Origin of the sequence: Pseudoalteromonas sp. Angola-30 (genome assembly GCF_028599215.1) — a bacterium.
GTDB lineage: Bacteria > Pseudomonadota > Gammaproteobacteria > Enterobacterales > Alteromonadaceae > Pseudoalteromonas > Pseudoalteromonas atlantica.
Genome location: NZ_JAQREI010000001.1, coordinates 252,784 through 266,708 on the forward strand (window position 1 = coordinate 252,784; position 13,925 = coordinate 266,708).

Sequence of the window (13,925 nt, forward strand, 5' to 3'; positions counted from 1 at the left end):
AAAGTATGAGTTTCAAAAATAGCGACTAAGGTTTCGAATGTGAAACAGTACAAAATCATAATAAACTAGACAGATAGTTTTATTTTCGCACTTTGATGAGCTACGTATCAGGCTTTAATTAGTGAAGAAATAAGTAAAGTATTACATAACAATCGTAAATTAATTAAGTGCTCACCTACTTTAATTTTTTCACAGTGAGGTTCAATGAACTTAAATCAAATTACATTACCCGTTACTGATATGGAAATTTCGACTAAATTTTATCGCGACTTAGGTTTTACTCAAATTGTAGATACCCCACATTATGCTCGCTTTGAATGTCCAGATGGGGATTCAACTTTCTCATTGTCTTTAGATCGAGGTGAGTTTGATTGTGGCATGGTAATATATTTTGAACATGAACAATTAGATGAACTGGTTGAGACTTTAAAAGTTAAAGGTTTTGTATTTATACAAGAACCTACAGACCAGAGTTATCTATGGCGAGAGGCCGTACTGCATGATCCGTCAGGTCATAAAATTAAGCTATATTGGGCGGGTGTTAATAGAGTTAACCCACCTTGGCGTGTAGAAATACGCAGCTAATCAGACCTTTAATTATGCAGTGTTCAACCTTACGCTATTAAAATCTAACCTCAAAATACAAACAACCATCAGGTTTAACGCCATTGGCATTAAACCTGAAAGCTCAAATTCAACCAATCATCGTTAATTAGTCGGCATTAAATATATCTCGCGCACGTTGTTGCGCTGGTTTGCTTCAATGACAAATAGTACGGCGTCGGCCACATCTTGTGGGTCGAGTTTGCCGGGTTTTGCTTCATCAAAAAATGGAGTGTTTACCATGCCAGGGGCTATGGTGGTACAGCGGCCGTTCCACTCGCTCATTTCCTCAGCTAAGTTTTGCCCAAACCCGTAAGCAAACCATTTAGTTGCACCGTAAATAGAGCCTTTTATTGGCTTACGGCCAGCGGCTGAGCTGGTTAATATAAAGTGCTTTTGTTTTAGCCCGCATGTCTGTGCGCTTTATTTAGAAATTTGCTACCACAACAAAGTAATGCACAGTATCCTGTACATGTAATAATTTTCCAGCTAAACTTGTCTTATATAATGTACAAGTGAGGTGCAAAATGAGAATAGTGTCTTTTACCGAAGCCCGAAATAGTCTAAAAACCGTTTTGGATAATGTAATTAATGATGCAGATACGACAGTAATCACTCGTCGTGACACTGAAGATGCGGTTGTAATGTCATTAGATTACTACAACAGCCTTATGGAAACTGTTCATTTACTTCGCTCTCCAGCGAACGCTGAACATTTAAACCGTTCAATTGCGCAGTTTAAAGCGGGCAAAACGACCCCACGAGAACTTATTGATGAGTAGTAGGTTATTATCATGGACTGATGAAGCTTGGAATAGTTACGTCTACTGGCAGACTCAAGATAAGAAAACCTTGAAACGTATAAATAAGCTAATTGTCGATGTTAAGCGTTCTCCATTTGATGGGGTTGGAAAACCGGAACCCCTCAAAGAAAATCTTTCAGGCTTTTGGTCTCGCAGAATAGATGATACAAATCGTTTGGTATATGCCTTGGATAATACAGCAATTACAGTTATCTCGTGTCGTTACAATTACTAAATAAACAAGATAAATAAACAAGATAAATAAACAAGACACCCTCTGAAATTATTCATACTATCCAGCCAGTATTTATCAAAAACAACCATCAGGTTTAACGCCATTGGCATTAAACCTGACAGCTCAAACTTAACCAATCAGCGTTAATTAGTCGGCATTAAATATATCTCGCGCACGTTGTTGCGCTGGTTTGCTTCAATGGCAAACAGTACGGCGTCGGCTACATCTTGCGGGTCGAGTTTGTCGGGCTTAGCTTCATCAAAAAATGGGGTGTTTACCATGCCAGGGGCTATAGTGGTACAGCGGCCGTTCCACTCGCTCATTTCTTCAGCTAAGTTTTGCCCAAACCCGTAAGCAAACCATTTAGTTGCACCGTAAATAGAGCCTTTTATTGGCTTACGGCCAGCGGCTGAGCTGGTTAATATAAAGTGGCCTTTGTTTTGGCGTAAATGGGGCAGGGTTGCTTTTGCCGTCCACAGCAGGGCTTTAATGTTTATATCTATCATGGTTGACCATTCATCGGGGTCGCCTTTTTCAGTGCCTGCGGTTGAAACGCCCATACCTGCGTTGGCAAATGCAGCATCTAGTCGGCCAAATTTTTTAAGCCCTTTTGTTACTACGTTTTCAAGTTCGGTAAAGTCGGTGGCATCTGCGGGTACACTCAGTGCGTTATCTTCACCTAACGACTCAACTAGTTCAGCTAATTTATCTTCACTTCTGGCGGTAAGAATGACTTTATGGCCGTTATTAACCAATGTTTTTGCACTCGCTTCACCTATGCCACTAGAGGCACCTGTAATTAGAACTACTTTTTCTTTCGCCATGATTATTTCTCCTATGTTTACATATTCAAAATGATAAGAACGGTTTAACTAATACGTGCTATTAACTGTACCAGTTCTGGGTTAACGGGGCTTGAATGCAGGTCACTTTACGAATGAAGTATTTGGATGATGTTAGATGAGTGGCTTTAATGGGTTTTTGCAAAGGTGGAGTGTTCGTTTTTGTTATACTTTTTATAAAAAAAGCGCACCTTAAAGTGCGCTATACGTTTATTGTGTTATGTCAAAGCTAACTGAAAGGTCTTCAGTTTGCGGTACACTAATTTGCTTAAGTTGATAAACAGTGAAATCAGTATCTTCTAGCTCTGCATCGTCTATATGTGCGGTGCACGTATAGCCAAGTTGGTAGTCTCCCGGTGTAATGAAAGCAAGCTCAAACTCATATTGGTTATCGTCTTGGTCAAATACAACATTTGCGGTTGCAAGTGGGGCATCTTCTGGGGTTTGCTCATCTATTTCGTATATATCTTTAGGTGTTTGAGCATCTGATGAATATAAATATACGGCGTGTCCAAACGTTGAATCTGCAGCAGCAGTGGCGATATTGTCTGTTTCACAGTTATTAATAAGCGCTTGGCTTACTGTGCCTTCAATTTCTTGTGACTCAGAAAGATTTTGTAATCGTACGCCTCTAGGTTTTAAAAAGATCTCCTCATTATTTTGGGGATCGACCAGCGATTTTTTTAGGTCAAATTCTAAAACAAAGTCGTTATCAGTTTGGTTAAGTGTAAAGCCATCGAGTTGTATTTCGCCTACGCCATCATTCCCTTTTCTTTTAACCACGAGCGGAGCAATGCTGTCGTCTTCGTATACTACGTGAGATGTAAAACTAAGGTTATTAGTATCGCCATTTATAACTTGAGCGCGGATCCACGAGTATTCGCCTGCTGGCACTTCTTGATCGTCAAGCAGCTCAAAAACATCGTCCCCGGTGTAATCGAGCAAATTAACCATTTGTGGTTGAGATGCGTCAGCTTCACTTCGGGTTTCAAAACTAAATTCTTCATCGCCTTGTGTTTTAATAGTGATTGAATCAAACACGACGTTAACCGCTTTTAAACCACTAACTGGCGCATCTGACACACCAAGGCTAAAGGTTGACTTGTCGCTAGATTGTGGCGGTGTTGTGTCATTGTCATCACTTGAAGAGCCACACCCGGCTAATGCAAAAAGAACGGCGCTGCTGACTAATGTTGATTTAAAATTCATGATTTACTCCTTTAGTTTATAAAGCGGATTGTAGAAGGGCTAAGCTGAATTTAGATTGAACTGGTTTTTAGAATAGTTACTTGAAGTTAATCTTTATTTTACTTTGCGCATTTTTGAACAAAAGTATGTACGCCATAGGTTAACTAGTTTGTGAGCACTAAGGCTTTAAGTGTGAAAATTTAAGCGAAAAAAGAAAAACTTTGCTAAATTAATTTGCTGATATAGGCACACCTTCCACTTATTTTAATGCTATCGCTTTAAAATTTTTACTATATACTCCCGCCACTTCTTTTGAAGTGTATAGATTTAATTCTTGCTGATAATCAGCCCATAGTTGGAATATGTATGAAAGATAAACTTATTGTGTTTTGGCAAAGCCATTCAGAAACTATCATCACTTTAGGTTACAAAGTGGTATTAGCCTTGGCTATTTTAGTTGCGAGTGCACTTATTGCACGCTCAGTTAAAAAAGCGATTAAAAATTCTAAGTCGCCATTAAAAAAAGTAGACGAAACGCTACTGCCGCTTTTATCGAGCATTGCGGGGTATTTAGTTTACATAATTGCTGGGCTGTTTATATTAGATATTTTTGGCGTTAATACGGCAAGCTTAATAGCGCTAATGGGCGCGGCGGGTTTAGCGATTGGTTTGGCGCTTAAAAACACTTTAAGTAATATTGCAGCCGGCATTATGTTATTAATACTTAGGCCATTTAAAATAGGCGACTTTGTAGATGCGAGCGGCACGCTTGGCACAGTGAACGAAATAAACTTATTTACGACCATTTTTAAAACCACCGACGGCCTTTATATCGCATCGCCTAACGGTAAAGTGTGGGGCGGCAACATTAAAAACTTTACCCGCAACGGTAAAAGGCGCATGGATATAGTGGTGGGTATTTCGTACGCCGACTCTATTGATGTAGGCTTAAATGTACTTAAAGAATTAGCTGCATCAGAAAGCCGATTACTCGCAGAGCCAGCGCCTAAAGTAATGGTTACCTCAATAGGCGAAAGCGCAGTAAATATTCAATTACGTGCATGGGCTGTAAATGGCGATTACTGGCAAACCGTGTGGGATTTAAATAAACGCGTTAAAGAAGCCATAGAAGGCGCGGGGCTGAGTATTCCGTTTCCGCAGCGTACGTTGCATATATCTGAGTCGATGGCATCGGCAGTAACGGTTAATAACGGTTAATAAAGACCTTTAAACACTATTAGCATAAGCACAAATAAAAATAGCGAGCCAAGGCTCGCTATTTTTGTATCAGCTTTTTGCTGACGAGTATTAACCTTCTAATTGAAAGTCGTATACCGAGCCTAAGTTAAGCAGTTGGGTGAGTTCATCCAGTGCTTGGTAGCTTTCGGTAAGTAGAGCTGAATCGGCAAAGTCGCTTGCGCCTAACTTATCGCGGTAGTTACGTTTTGCCCAGTCACAAAGCTGAGTGTATTTAGTATCGGTTAAAATAACCTCAGGGTTTACTGCGCTTAGCTCTTGTTGGTTAAGGGCTACACGTAAACGCAGGCAGGCAGGGCCGCCGCCATTTTGCATACTTTGGCGCAGGTCAAAAAACTGCACTTGGTTTACTGGGTTATCGGCTAAAATCATTTCTTCAATGTAGGCGTTTACTGCGCTATTACGTTGACACTCTTGTGGCGCTACTAATAGCATTGAGCCATCATCTAGGCTTACTAATTGGCTATTAAATAAGTAACTGCTTACTGCATCGCTAATGCTTACTTTATCAGTAGGTACTTCAATTATGTATAGCTGTTTGTTGCCGGTGTAGGCATCGCGAATTTCTTGCAGGGCATCGTGTTGGTTTAAAAATGCTTGCTGGTGGCAAAGCAATACGTTTGCGTTACCTACTGCAATTACATCGTTATGAAACACGCCTTGATCTATAACATCTGGATTTTGCTGCAGTAAAATTTGGCTCGATTCTTTTAAGTTATGTAATCGGCAAATGGCTTCAGAGGCTTCAAGTGTTTGCCTTGCAGGAAACTTAGCCGGTTTTGGTAATTGGCTGTTAAAGGCACTTGCACCAAATACAAACATTTCTAGGCCTTGCTCGCCGTGGCTGTCGCAAAGTCGGGTGTGGTTAGCCGCGCCTTCGTCGCCAAAAAAGCCCTGATCGGGTAAATGCGTGTGGTGTGCAAAATAGCTATCGTTATTAAACATGGCTTTTAGTAAGCGGGTAGTTGTAGCAGGCTCTAGCGAGCGGTGAAACTTATTGTTTAAATTAGCTGAGGTAAAGTGCACTTTGCCATCGAGGGTGTCTGGCGAAGGTGAAACAGTGGCTGCATTGGCAGTCCACATTGCAGAGGCCGAGTAACAGGCGCGCAATAAAATAGGGTCTGCTTTAAATGCTTTATGAATAACTTGCGAGTCGTTGCCGGTAAAACCTAAGCGACGTAGTACGTTTAAATCGGGGCGTGCATGGGGCGCAAACACACCTTGTGTTAGGCCTTTGTCGTGCATGGCTTTCATTTTTTCAAGGCCCTGTAACACAGCTTCTTGAGGGTTTGAAAAACTTGCCGCATTATTTAACGAGGCAACGTTACCATACGATAAACCCGCATAGTTGTGAGTAGGGCCAACTAAGCCATCAAAATTTACTTCTAAGGCGTGCATACACGTTCCAATCATATTGTTTTTAGTTACTTAACAATACAACGCAATGGCCGCGCTTGCAAAGCCTATAAATACGAAATTTATCGGCTGTAAACTCGCTCTTTATCGCACGTAGTATGGGTATTACTCGGATCGTTTACCTGCCATACGCTAATATCTAAACGCCATAGTAGGTAAAGGGTGTGGTATAGGTTAGCCATGGTATTTTCCTTGAAAGTTTCACTGAACACATCTGTACTTTGAAAGAATTATGCCAACTGTTAATTGAATATTTTATGAATACAAATCAGATATTTATTAAAACACTAAAAATAACTTTTGAGCGCTTAGCACCACTTTGGGGCTAAAAGGGTTAAAAGTTGCACCAAAAAGCCACGCAGCGGGTGCGTGGCGTATGGTTTATACGCTGTATTTAGCGCCCTACTTTACCCTTTACTAGTGGGTCGAACGACAGCACACTAAATTTTCCTTGGCTGGCGTTTTTACCGTTATTTAATACTGGCGAGCGATGTAGCTCATCTACGGTAAAATATATTTTATGATCGGCGCCATAACTAAAGCCATCAGGCCAGCTTAAGCGCTCGTCTTTAAATAATACCTGGTATTTACCGCTTGGTTTTACTACACCAATTGCGCCGTTGGTTATGTCGGTAACATACACATTACCGCCGCCATCAACAATAATGCCATCTGAAATGGGTTTAGTGCCGTAACGCGTTACTTTACTTTCAAGGGCGCTTGCGCTCAGGCTTTTATTGTTAATATCGCTTGTGGCAATACGATAAACCGATGTGCCAGACATAGAGCCAAAGTAAAGCCACTGTTCGCTTGGGTCGAGTGTGATTGGGTTTACGCCTAAACGTGCTGGTTGGCCGCCTAGTTTCATGGTGCGCCCTTCAATGACCATGTCGATGTTTTCGGCTGTGGTGTATGGACTATTTTGTAATACTCTGCGCGCCTCACCTGTTTTTAAATTTACAGTAATAATAGCGGCTTGGCTGCCTTGTGCGGTGTCGGCAATGTATACAACGCCGTGTTTATTATCGATAACTAAATCGTTTAAAAACGAGGTGTCGGTAATGGTGGGTTTAGCTAAATAAATTATTTTATGCAGCTGCTCTTTGTTGGTATCCCAACCGACTAAACGCCCAGCATGATCAGGGCCTGATGTATCAAGCATCCATAACACGCCATCGGCAGATACATTTATGCCAAGTACGTCGTAAAACCCTTTACCGTTTTTGTACGCGTATGCCCATTCTTCATTAGGGTAGGGTTTGGTGGTGCCATCGCTTAATAGCTCCATAATTTTTTGTTTTTGGCCGTAAAAACCATGTACCGATAAAAACTTACGACCCGATGGCGTAATAGCAATATTACCTGGTGGGTGCTGCGCGTCGAATGTAGCAACTGTTTTTAAATCGGTGTGCGTAGGTTGGGTATCCGCAAACACACTGCTGGTTAAAAACGCAGTGCTACAGGCTGCAACTAAAAGTATTTTTTTAATCTGGTTCATGCTTAAAAGCCTTCTAAAACAAGTTTACCGCGTGATGTGTGCGATTCTAAAATTTGATGTGCTTTATATAAATTAGCGGCGTTAATTAATCCTAAATTTTGCCCAAGCGTGGTTTTAAGTGTACCTGAGTCTATCAGCTCACTAATTTCATTAAGTAAGGTGTGCTGCGCTGTTATATCGGCGGTAGTAAATAGCGAGCGGGTAAACATAAACTCCCAATGCACCGATATACACTTACGCTTAAATTTTAAAATATCGAACGATGAAGGGTCATCTATTAGCGCAAATTTACCTTGGGGTTTAATACACTCTACTATTTGATCTTGGTATTGGTCGGTATGGGTTAAGCTAATAACGTAATCAAACTCAGCTAAACCAAGCTCTAGGCGCTGCTCGTTTAAATTTTTAGTATGATTGAGCACATGATCCGCTCCTAACTCTTTAAGCCAGGTTACGCTTTGCTCGCGTGATGCAGTACCTACCACATTTAGCCCAGTAAGTTGCTTGGCAAGCTGTACTAAAATAGAGCCAACGCCACCTGCGGCGCCAATAACTAAAATAGATTGCTGAGTATTTTGCTTATTTTTAGGCACTTGTAAGCGCTCAAACAGCATTTCGTAAGCGGTAATACTGGTTAGCGGCAGCGCTGCGGCTTGTGCGTCGGTTAATGTTTTAGGCGCATGGCCTACAATACGCTCATCAACTAATTGAAATTGCGCATTACTACCTTGGCGCGATAAATCGCCGGCGTAAAATACACGATCCCCCACATTAAATAACGAAACCGACTCGCCAACGGCTTTTACTATGCCTACGCCGTCCCAACCTAATACTTTGTAGCCTTGCTCTGGTGCTACATTTGCACGTATTTTTGTATCTACAGGGTTTACCGAAATAGCCTTTACTTCAATAAGTAGGTCGTGCCCGGTGGCGCTTGGGGTATCAAGCTCAATTGCTTGTATAGAGCTTGCTGTAAGCGTTTTAGTGTTTTTGGTGTAGCCAAATGCTTTCATGTGAATTCCTGATGATTTTAACCAAGTGTTTTTAACTTATAAGCACTATAGCTCAGTTGAAAAATAGAAAAAGACATGAAAAACTAAAGCACTTTCAAATTTTAATTGAAAATATGCGATCATTTAACGATATTCAAACTTTTATAGATGTAGCCAGTTGCGCCAGTATTTCGGAAGCTGCACGACAAAACGAGCAAACACCAGCGGCGGTAAGTGCAGCTATTAAGCGCCTAGAAAAAGATTTAGGAAACGTGCTGTTTATTCGCTCTACCCGAAGCTTACGCTTAAGTGTGGCAGGGGAGCAGTTTTTAAGTTACGCCAAAGACTCCCTTTCGCTTATTCAACAAGGGGTAGCTGCAGTACAAACCGCAGTGGGCGAAGTAACGGGAACGCTACAGGTATCGGCTCCGTGCGACTTAGGGCGCAATAAACTAAGTGAATGGCTTAATGAGTTTTTAGCACACTACCCGCATGTAAAACTTAAACTACACTTAAGTGACGAAGTAAGCGACATTTACAGCCAATCAATTGATATTGCGCTGCGCTTTGGTGTACCAAAAGATTCGCAGTTAATTGCAGCGCCGCTTTTTTTAAATAATGCGCGTATTTTAGTGGCCTCACCTGAATATGTGGCAAACAATGGGTTGCTTACACATCCACTTAACTTAACGCAGCACACCACCATTACCTTTATGCGCTTTGGCGAGGTGTTTAAAGAGTGGCGATTTTATAAAAATGGCGCAGTGCAAAAAGTGCAGCTAAATTGCCAACACATAGTTAACGATGGCGAAATGGTTAGGCGCTGGGCGCTAGAGGGCAAAGGCATTGCGTATAAGTCGTACTTAGATGTAATTGATGATTTAGCAAGCGGGCAGCTCGTTCATTTATGCCCCGAGTGGCAAAGCGATCCGCTACCGCTTTATATGATGTACGCCGATCGGCGCCAAATGACCCCAGTGATCAGCGCATTTAGGGCGTTTATTCAACAAAAAATAACCGCGTTAGTTGGCTAACTCATCATCGTTTTTAGTTGTTAAATCGCTTATTACTAAATCAAGCAGCTGCATTAGCTGTTTGGCTTGTGTGGGCTCTACACTTTCAAACTTACATAATATATTTTTTGGAATATCAGCAGCTTCGTTTTTAAGGGCTTGCCCACTTTGGGTAAGCTGAATTAGGCGCTTACGCTTATCGTGCTCATCTTTAATAACAGCCAGTAGAGACTTTTCGGTCATTTTTTTGAGTATTTGAGTCATAGCACCGCCATCAATAGCGGTTTTATCTATTAGCTGCGCTATGGTTATTTTGTCTTGCTCCCACAGCGCCATCATTACTACATACTGCGGATACGTTAAATTAAGTGCAGCTAAAGGCTCACGGTAAGCACGTGCAATGCTATTTGATGCCATATATAACCTATGACACAGCTGATTTTTTAATTTTAATTGCTCAAATGACATACCTAACTCCTAGTGCGTTAATACCTTCAACTCAAAAAACATTTTAATTTGCATGCAAAGTATTTGCAATCTCTAATTACTTGACCTATTATTTTGTACGCAAACTAAATTGATAAACTTTGGAGTTCACTATGAATGTATTACAAAATGTTGCCTACACAGCAAAAGCAACTGCAACCGGTGGCCGTGAAGGTGTAGCTAAATCTGACGATGGCCGTTTAAATGTAAACTTATCAACCCCAAAAGGGCTAGGTGGTGACGACGGACAAGGCACAAACCCAGAGCAATTATTTGCAGCTGGTTATGCAGCATGCTTTATTGGTGCACTAAAATTTGTAGCCGGTAGCGAAAAAATTGCGTTACCAAGTGATACACACATTAACTCTGAAGTATCTATTGGCGCGATTGAAGGCGGGTTTGGCATTGCAGTTAAATTAGCTGTATCACTCGGTGATATGGATAAAACAGCAGCGCAAGAGCTGGTAAATAAAGCACACCAAGTATGCCCATACTCAAACGCTACACGCGGTAATATTGAAGTAGAGCTTTCGGTTATTTAATTAACTGATCACTTAGCATTGTAATAGCCCAGTGGTTTGCCACTGGGCTTTTTTGTAAGCAAAGTTTATTAAATAACGTTATAAATATATAAAAACAGCATGATTAAATTAACCCATGTACCATCAATTGACACAGCTGTATTTGTCTTGCAGTGATTAAGTAAGCAGCTCTTTAATGCTGAAAAATGTTGGGAGGATGAAAAGAGTTAAGGCGTTCTGCATGAACGCCGATAGAGGGCTGGCTTTATCGTCTGTATCGCCTGTATTGGGTGTGCTTACAACCCTAACTCCGATAACCCTGGGTGATCGTCGGGGCGGCGTCCTTGAGGCCAGTGAAATTTGCGCTCTGATTCTTTGATGGGTAAGTCGTTGATGCATGCGAAGCGGTTTTGCATTAAGCCGTTTTCATCGAATTCCCAGTTTTCGTTGCCGTAGGAGCGAAACCAGTTGCCGCTGTCGTCGTGCCACTCATACGCGTAACGCACGGCAATACGATTTTCAGTGAAAGCCCATAACTCTTTTATCAGCCTATATTCCAATTCTTTTTCCCATTTTCCCGTTAAAAATGCAGCGGCTTCTTCGCGGCTGTTCACGAAAGAGCTGCGATTACGCCATTTGGTATCCACTGTATAAGCAAGTGATACCTTTTCAGCGTTACGGCTGTTCCAACCATCTTCTGCTAGACGCACTTTTTCGATGGCGCTTTCGCGGGTAAAAGGGGGCAGTGGTGGGCGTGTATTCATGTTTAAATCCTCTTTGGGTAAAGTAACGTTGAATAACTTGTATAGGTTTCATCAATAAGTGACTTTGAATATTAGCCTGATTAATTGAGCTACAAATCTAATATAACAGTGTCGCAATCTTTCGCTGGCACAGCGCAGCATAACAATACGTCTGATGCGTCAATATGCGCACTTGGCTTGGTGCGATACGTTACAGCACCACTTTTTAGTTTAACCGCACATGAGCCACATTGGCCGCTGCGGCAACTGTATGGTGGCGTAAGTCCTTTGCTTTCGGCCACCTCTAGCAAGGGGCTATCACCTTTATTCCAGCTTTGTTCAATACCTGAGTGGGCAAACTTTATCACGGCAGATTCGGCCTCTAGCTCAGTGTGCTTGCTGGTATCTGTTGATTGGCGTGCTAAAGACGATGGCCCAAACGCTTCGGCATGAATATCTTGATCTTTTACCCCAATGCCGATCAGTAAGTCATACATACTTTGCATAAAACCTTGAGGGCCACACAGATAAAAGTCTTTGTCGAACAGCGATGGGAAATCGACGCTATGCTCTGTGGCCATTGCATTAAGTACGTCCATTAACAAGCTTTGGCTAATTCGTCCTTGGGAAGTGTAATTGTTCGACGCCGCAGAACTCTCTGTCTGAGCGTAGTGAATATCACTTAATACAGAATAATACTGAATACGCCCAGCGCTGCGCTTTGCAATGTTGCTCAGCTCTGCATAAAAAGCGCGTTGCTCACTATTTTTGGCCGCTTGAATAACTGCCATTGGGCGGATATAGCGAGTGCGTATACCTTCATTAACTGCATCATTTGCCATGGCCACCATTGGTGTAATGCCCACACCTGCACCTATTAAAATGGCTGGGCGCTGATGTGTGTTATCGATAAAAAAATGGCCGCTTGGTGCTTTAATCTGTATTTCACTGCCAATCGATATTCGAGAATGCAAGGTACTTGATACCAGACCATACTCTTCACGTTTTACTGAAATACGATAACCACTTTGCGATGGGGCACTGGATACAGTGTAATTGCGCACAAGCCAGTTTTCAGTATTTTGCTGTTTAATACGCAGGGTTAAATGTTGCCCTGGGGAAAATGGCAGTACGGGAGAGTCATCTTTTGGCTGTAAATAAAATGACCGGATTGTACTGCTCTCGTCTTCGATTTTACTGACGGTAAATGCGCGCCACTGGTTGCGCTGTGCTTGTGCTTTAACGATTGCTTCTGCCTGTGACCAAGTACCCGTTGCTTCAGAATTGGGAGAATAGCTGTCGAATTGAGCGCGAAATGGCAGTGCCGCTTTTAATGTCACCCCTTGGGTTAGGGTAAATTGCCAGCCGCGCTGCGCTCCTTGAAACCCTTTGATTATCGGTGAGTCACTCGTCAGCAAGGTAACCGTGCCGGTTAACATGAAAACATCGCCGCTGGTAAAATCAACAAACAGTAAACCCGCTTTGGGGTTTAATACGAAATTACCCAGCGTATTGAAGAAGTTATTTCCTGCATAATCAGGAATGGTGAGGGTGTTTTCGTCAACCTTTATAAAACCTGGCATGCCACCACGGTGTGACACATCAACCCCCATAGCATTATGGGCAGATACCTGACGGTTTACTTCGTTTGCAGGTTCGTGACCCGCAGAACTGGCAACAAAAAACGTATCCGCTTGGCGGATAAAGGCCTTTAGGCTATCACTTAGTTCAAAAAACGTTTCAGCGCGCGGAGCCCTGTATGGCGCATCTGGCGAACGGATAAAGTGAAGGTCGCGAGTTTGAATATACTGCGGACAATTGCCAAAAGATTGCTCAACCTCTAAAGCAAAATGGTTATTCGCTGCGCAGGTAACACAAGCGTTGACGCGGTTTCTACGCCGGGTCGACATTTCTAACCCCAATAAACCCAATCGAGCACCTTGTGTGATTGCTGCGGCTAATGGATCACCTGATAAAATTGGGGTGTTTACTGTGAGCTGAGTCGGGGAAGGGGACTGCACGAAGCCCGGCTTTCCAGGCAAAATTGACGCCCAAAGTTGCCCCTTATCTGATGTACTACCCAGCACCATAAACGGCAGTTGTTGGAAAAACTGCCTATGCTGATCTGGCATAAATTCGCGGATCGCGCGGCGGCCAATAGTACGCATTTTTTCGTAACTTCCGGCACGTCTTTGCATTTGCTGTTCACCTTCGTGAAAAGCACTTGAAGTAATGTGTGTGTTCATAATGACTCCATGAGCGCAGTGCGCCGGAAAAGCATTTGCCAAAAATATTAAACTGGTGATGCAAAAGAATGTCGGGCTCAAA

General features: G+C 42.3%; 14 protein-coding genes and 1 pseudogene. 6 read left to right on the top strand and 9 right to left on the bottom strand.

All coding sequences use genetic code 11. The features are described from left to right. Positions 1 to 204 precede the first annotated feature (204 nt). Positions 205 to 585 (top strand): VOC family protein, encoded by a 381-nt coding sequence (locus PSH54_RS01145; protein ID WP_055255525.1) that lies wholly within the window; start codon positions 205 to 207, stop codon positions 583 to 585. A 123-nt stretch (positions 586 to 708) separates the two neighbouring features. Here PSH54_RS01145 and PSH54_RS01150 read toward each other — a convergent pair. Next, positions 709 to 996, bottom strand: a pseudogene (locus tag PSH54_RS01150) (SDR family oxidoreductase); the annotation flags it as partial. 134 nt (positions 997 to 1,130) lie between these two features. Here PSH54_RS01150 and PSH54_RS01155 point away from each other — a divergent pair. Next, the gene (locus PSH54_RS01155; RefSeq protein WP_273605234.1) at positions 1,131 to 1,385 is read left to right on the top strand and encodes a type II toxin-antitoxin system Phd/YefM family antitoxin; all 255 of its coding nucleotides are present in this window, start codon (positions 1,131 to 1,133) and stop codon (positions 1,383 to 1,385) included. Beyond that, positions 1,378 to 1,641, top strand: coding sequence for a Txe/YoeB family addiction module toxin (locus tag PSH54_RS01160; protein ID WP_273605235.1), 264 nt, complete (start codon positions 1,378 to 1,380; stop codon positions 1,639 to 1,641). The genes PSH54_RS01155 and PSH54_RS01160 overlap by 8 nt, the downstream gene beginning before the upstream one ends. Positions 1,642 to 1,784: 143 nt before the next feature. Here PSH54_RS01160 and PSH54_RS01165 read toward each other — a convergent pair whose 3' ends face one another. Together PSH54_RS01165 and PSH54_RS01170 are read right to left on the bottom strand one after the other, a co-directional pair. Next, entirely contained in the window at positions 1,785 to 2,465 is a 681-nt protein-coding gene (locus tag PSH54_RS01165) for an SDR family oxidoreductase (protein WP_004587015.1), read from the bottom strand. A 228-nt stretch (positions 2,466 to 2,693) separates the two neighbouring features. Then, the gene (locus tag PSH54_RS01170; protein ID WP_273589205.1) at positions 2,694 to 3,692 is read right to left on the bottom strand and encodes a DUF4382 domain-containing protein; all 999 of its coding nucleotides are present in this window, start codon (positions 3,690 to 3,692) and stop codon (positions 2,694 to 2,696) included. Between the two features lie 345 nt (positions 3,693 to 4,037). Between PSH54_RS01170 and PSH54_RS01175 the strand changes: the two genes are divergently transcribed. Next, on the top strand, positions 4,038 to 4,889 hold the full coding sequence (locus PSH54_RS01175; protein ID WP_273605236.1) for a mechanosensitive ion channel family protein: 852 nt from the start codon (positions 4,038 to 4,040) through the stop codon (positions 4,887 to 4,889). 90 nt (positions 4,890 to 4,979) lie between these two features. On the opposite strand, the gene astB is transcribed toward PSH54_RS01175, so the two are convergent. From astB to PSH54_RS01190, 3 genes are all read right to left on the bottom strand, one after another. Continuing rightward, positions 4,980 to 6,326: an N-succinylarginine dihydrolase gene (gene astB / locus PSH54_RS01180; RefSeq protein WP_273605237.1), complete on the bottom strand. Its 1,347-nt coding sequence runs from the start codon at positions 6,324 to 6,326 to the stop codon at positions 4,980 to 4,982. A gap of 412 nt (positions 6,327 to 6,738) precedes the next feature. Then, positions 6,739 to 7,842 carry an L-dopachrome tautomerase-related protein gene (locus PSH54_RS01185; RefSeq protein ID WP_273605238.1) on the bottom strand — a complete coding sequence of 368 codons (1,104 nt, stop codon included), beginning with the start codon at positions 7,840 to 7,842 and terminating at the stop codon, positions 6,739 to 6,741. A gap of 2 nt (positions 7,843 to 7,844) precedes the next feature. Further along, positions 7,845 to 8,855 carry a zinc-binding alcohol dehydrogenase family protein gene (locus PSH54_RS01190; protein ID WP_264390781.1) on the bottom strand — a complete coding sequence of 337 codons (1,011 nt, stop codon included), beginning with the start codon at positions 8,853 to 8,855 and terminating at the stop codon, positions 7,845 to 7,847. Between the two features lie 113 nt (positions 8,856 to 8,968). Between PSH54_RS01190 and PSH54_RS01195 the strand changes: the two genes are divergently transcribed. Then, on the top strand, positions 8,969 to 9,868 hold the full coding sequence (locus tag PSH54_RS01195) for a LysR family transcriptional regulator (RefSeq protein ID WP_029773656.1): 900 nt from the start codon (positions 8,969 to 8,971) through the stop codon (positions 9,866 to 9,868). On the opposite strand, the gene PSH54_RS01200 is transcribed toward PSH54_RS01195, so the two are convergent. Then, entirely contained in the window at positions 9,857 to 10,315 is a 459-nt protein-coding gene (locus PSH54_RS01200) for a MarR family winged helix-turn-helix transcriptional regulator (RefSeq protein ID WP_273589196.1), read from the bottom strand. The genes PSH54_RS01195 and PSH54_RS01200 overlap by 12 nt on opposite strands. A gap of 131 nt (positions 10,316 to 10,446) precedes the next feature. On the opposite strand from PSH54_RS01200, the gene PSH54_RS01205 reads away from it, so the two are divergent. After that, positions 10,447 to 10,875: an organic hydroperoxide resistance protein gene (locus tag PSH54_RS01205; RefSeq protein WP_004587024.1), complete on the top strand. Its 429-nt coding sequence runs from the start codon at positions 10,447 to 10,449 to the stop codon at positions 10,873 to 10,875. Positions 10,876 to 11,150: 275 nt separating this feature from the next. Here the strand turns inward: PSH54_RS01205 and PSH54_RS01210 are convergent, their stop codons facing one another. Both PSH54_RS01210 and PSH54_RS01215 read right to left on the bottom strand, forming a co-directional pair. Continuing rightward, entirely contained in the window at positions 11,151 to 11,618 is a 468-nt protein-coding gene (locus PSH54_RS01210) for a nuclear transport factor 2 family protein (protein WP_064387149.1), read from the bottom strand. Between the two features lie 89 nt (positions 11,619 to 11,707). Continuing rightward, a complete protein-coding gene (locus tag PSH54_RS01215; protein WP_273605241.1) occupies positions 11,708 to 13,843 on the bottom strand; it encodes an FAD-binding oxidoreductase in 2,136 nt (711 codons plus the stop codon). Between the last annotated feature and the right edge of the window lie 82 nt (positions 13,844 to 13,925).

Bases quoted from the DNA above. Each gene is read 5' to 3' on its own strand.
- PSH54_RS01165 (WP_004587015.1), bottom strand. From the start codon at position 2,465: ATGGCGAAAGAAAAAGTAGTTCTAATTACAGGTGCCTCTAGTGGCATA.
- PSH54_RS01175 (WP_273605236.1), top strand. From the start codon at position 4,038: ATGAAAGATAAACTTATTGTGTTTTGGCAAAGCCATTCAGAAACTATC.
- PSH54_RS01170 (WP_273589205.1), bottom strand. From the start codon at position 3,692: ATGAATTTTAAATCAACATTAGTCAGCAGCGCCGTTCTTTTTGCATTA.
- PSH54_RS01215 (WP_273605241.1), bottom strand. From the start codon at position 13,843: ATGAACACACACATTACTTCAAGTGCTTTTCACGAAGGTGAACAGCAA.
- PSH54_RS01200 (WP_273589196.1), bottom strand. From the start codon at position 10,315: ATGTCATTTGAGCAATTAAAATTAAAAAATCAGCTGTGTCATAGGTTA.
- PSH54_RS01185 (WP_273605238.1), bottom strand. From the start codon at position 7,842: ATGAACCAGATTAAAAAAATACTTTTAGTTGCAGCCTGTAGCACTGCG.
- PSH54_RS01155 (WP_273605234.1), top strand. From the start codon at position 1,131: ATGAGAATAGTGTCTTTTACCGAAGCCCGAAATAGTCTAAAAACCGTT.
- PSH54_RS01145 (WP_055255525.1), top strand. From the start codon at position 205: ATGAACTTAAATCAAATTACATTACCCGTTACTGATATGGAAATTTCG.
- PSH54_RS01205 (WP_004587024.1), top strand. From the start codon at position 10,447: ATGAATGTATTACAAAATGTTGCCTACACAGCAAAAGCAACTGCAACC.
- PSH54_RS01160 (WP_273605235.1), top strand. From the start codon at position 1,378: ATGAGTAGTAGGTTATTATCATGGACTGATGAAGCTTGGAATAGTTAC.
- PSH54_RS01195 (WP_029773656.1), top strand. From the start codon at position 8,969: ATGCGATCATTTAACGATATTCAAACTTTTATAGATGTAGCCAGTTGC.
- PSH54_RS01190 (WP_264390781.1), bottom strand. From the start codon at position 8,855: ATGAAAGCATTTGGCTACACCAAAAACACTAAAACGCTTACAGCAAGC.
- PSH54_RS01210 (WP_064387149.1), bottom strand. From the start codon at position 11,618: ATGAATACACGCCCACCACTGCCCCCTTTTACCCGCGAAAGCGCCATC.
- astB (WP_273605237.1), bottom strand. From the start codon at position 6,326: ATGCACGCCTTAGAAGTAAATTTTGATGGCTTAGTTGGCCCTACTCAC.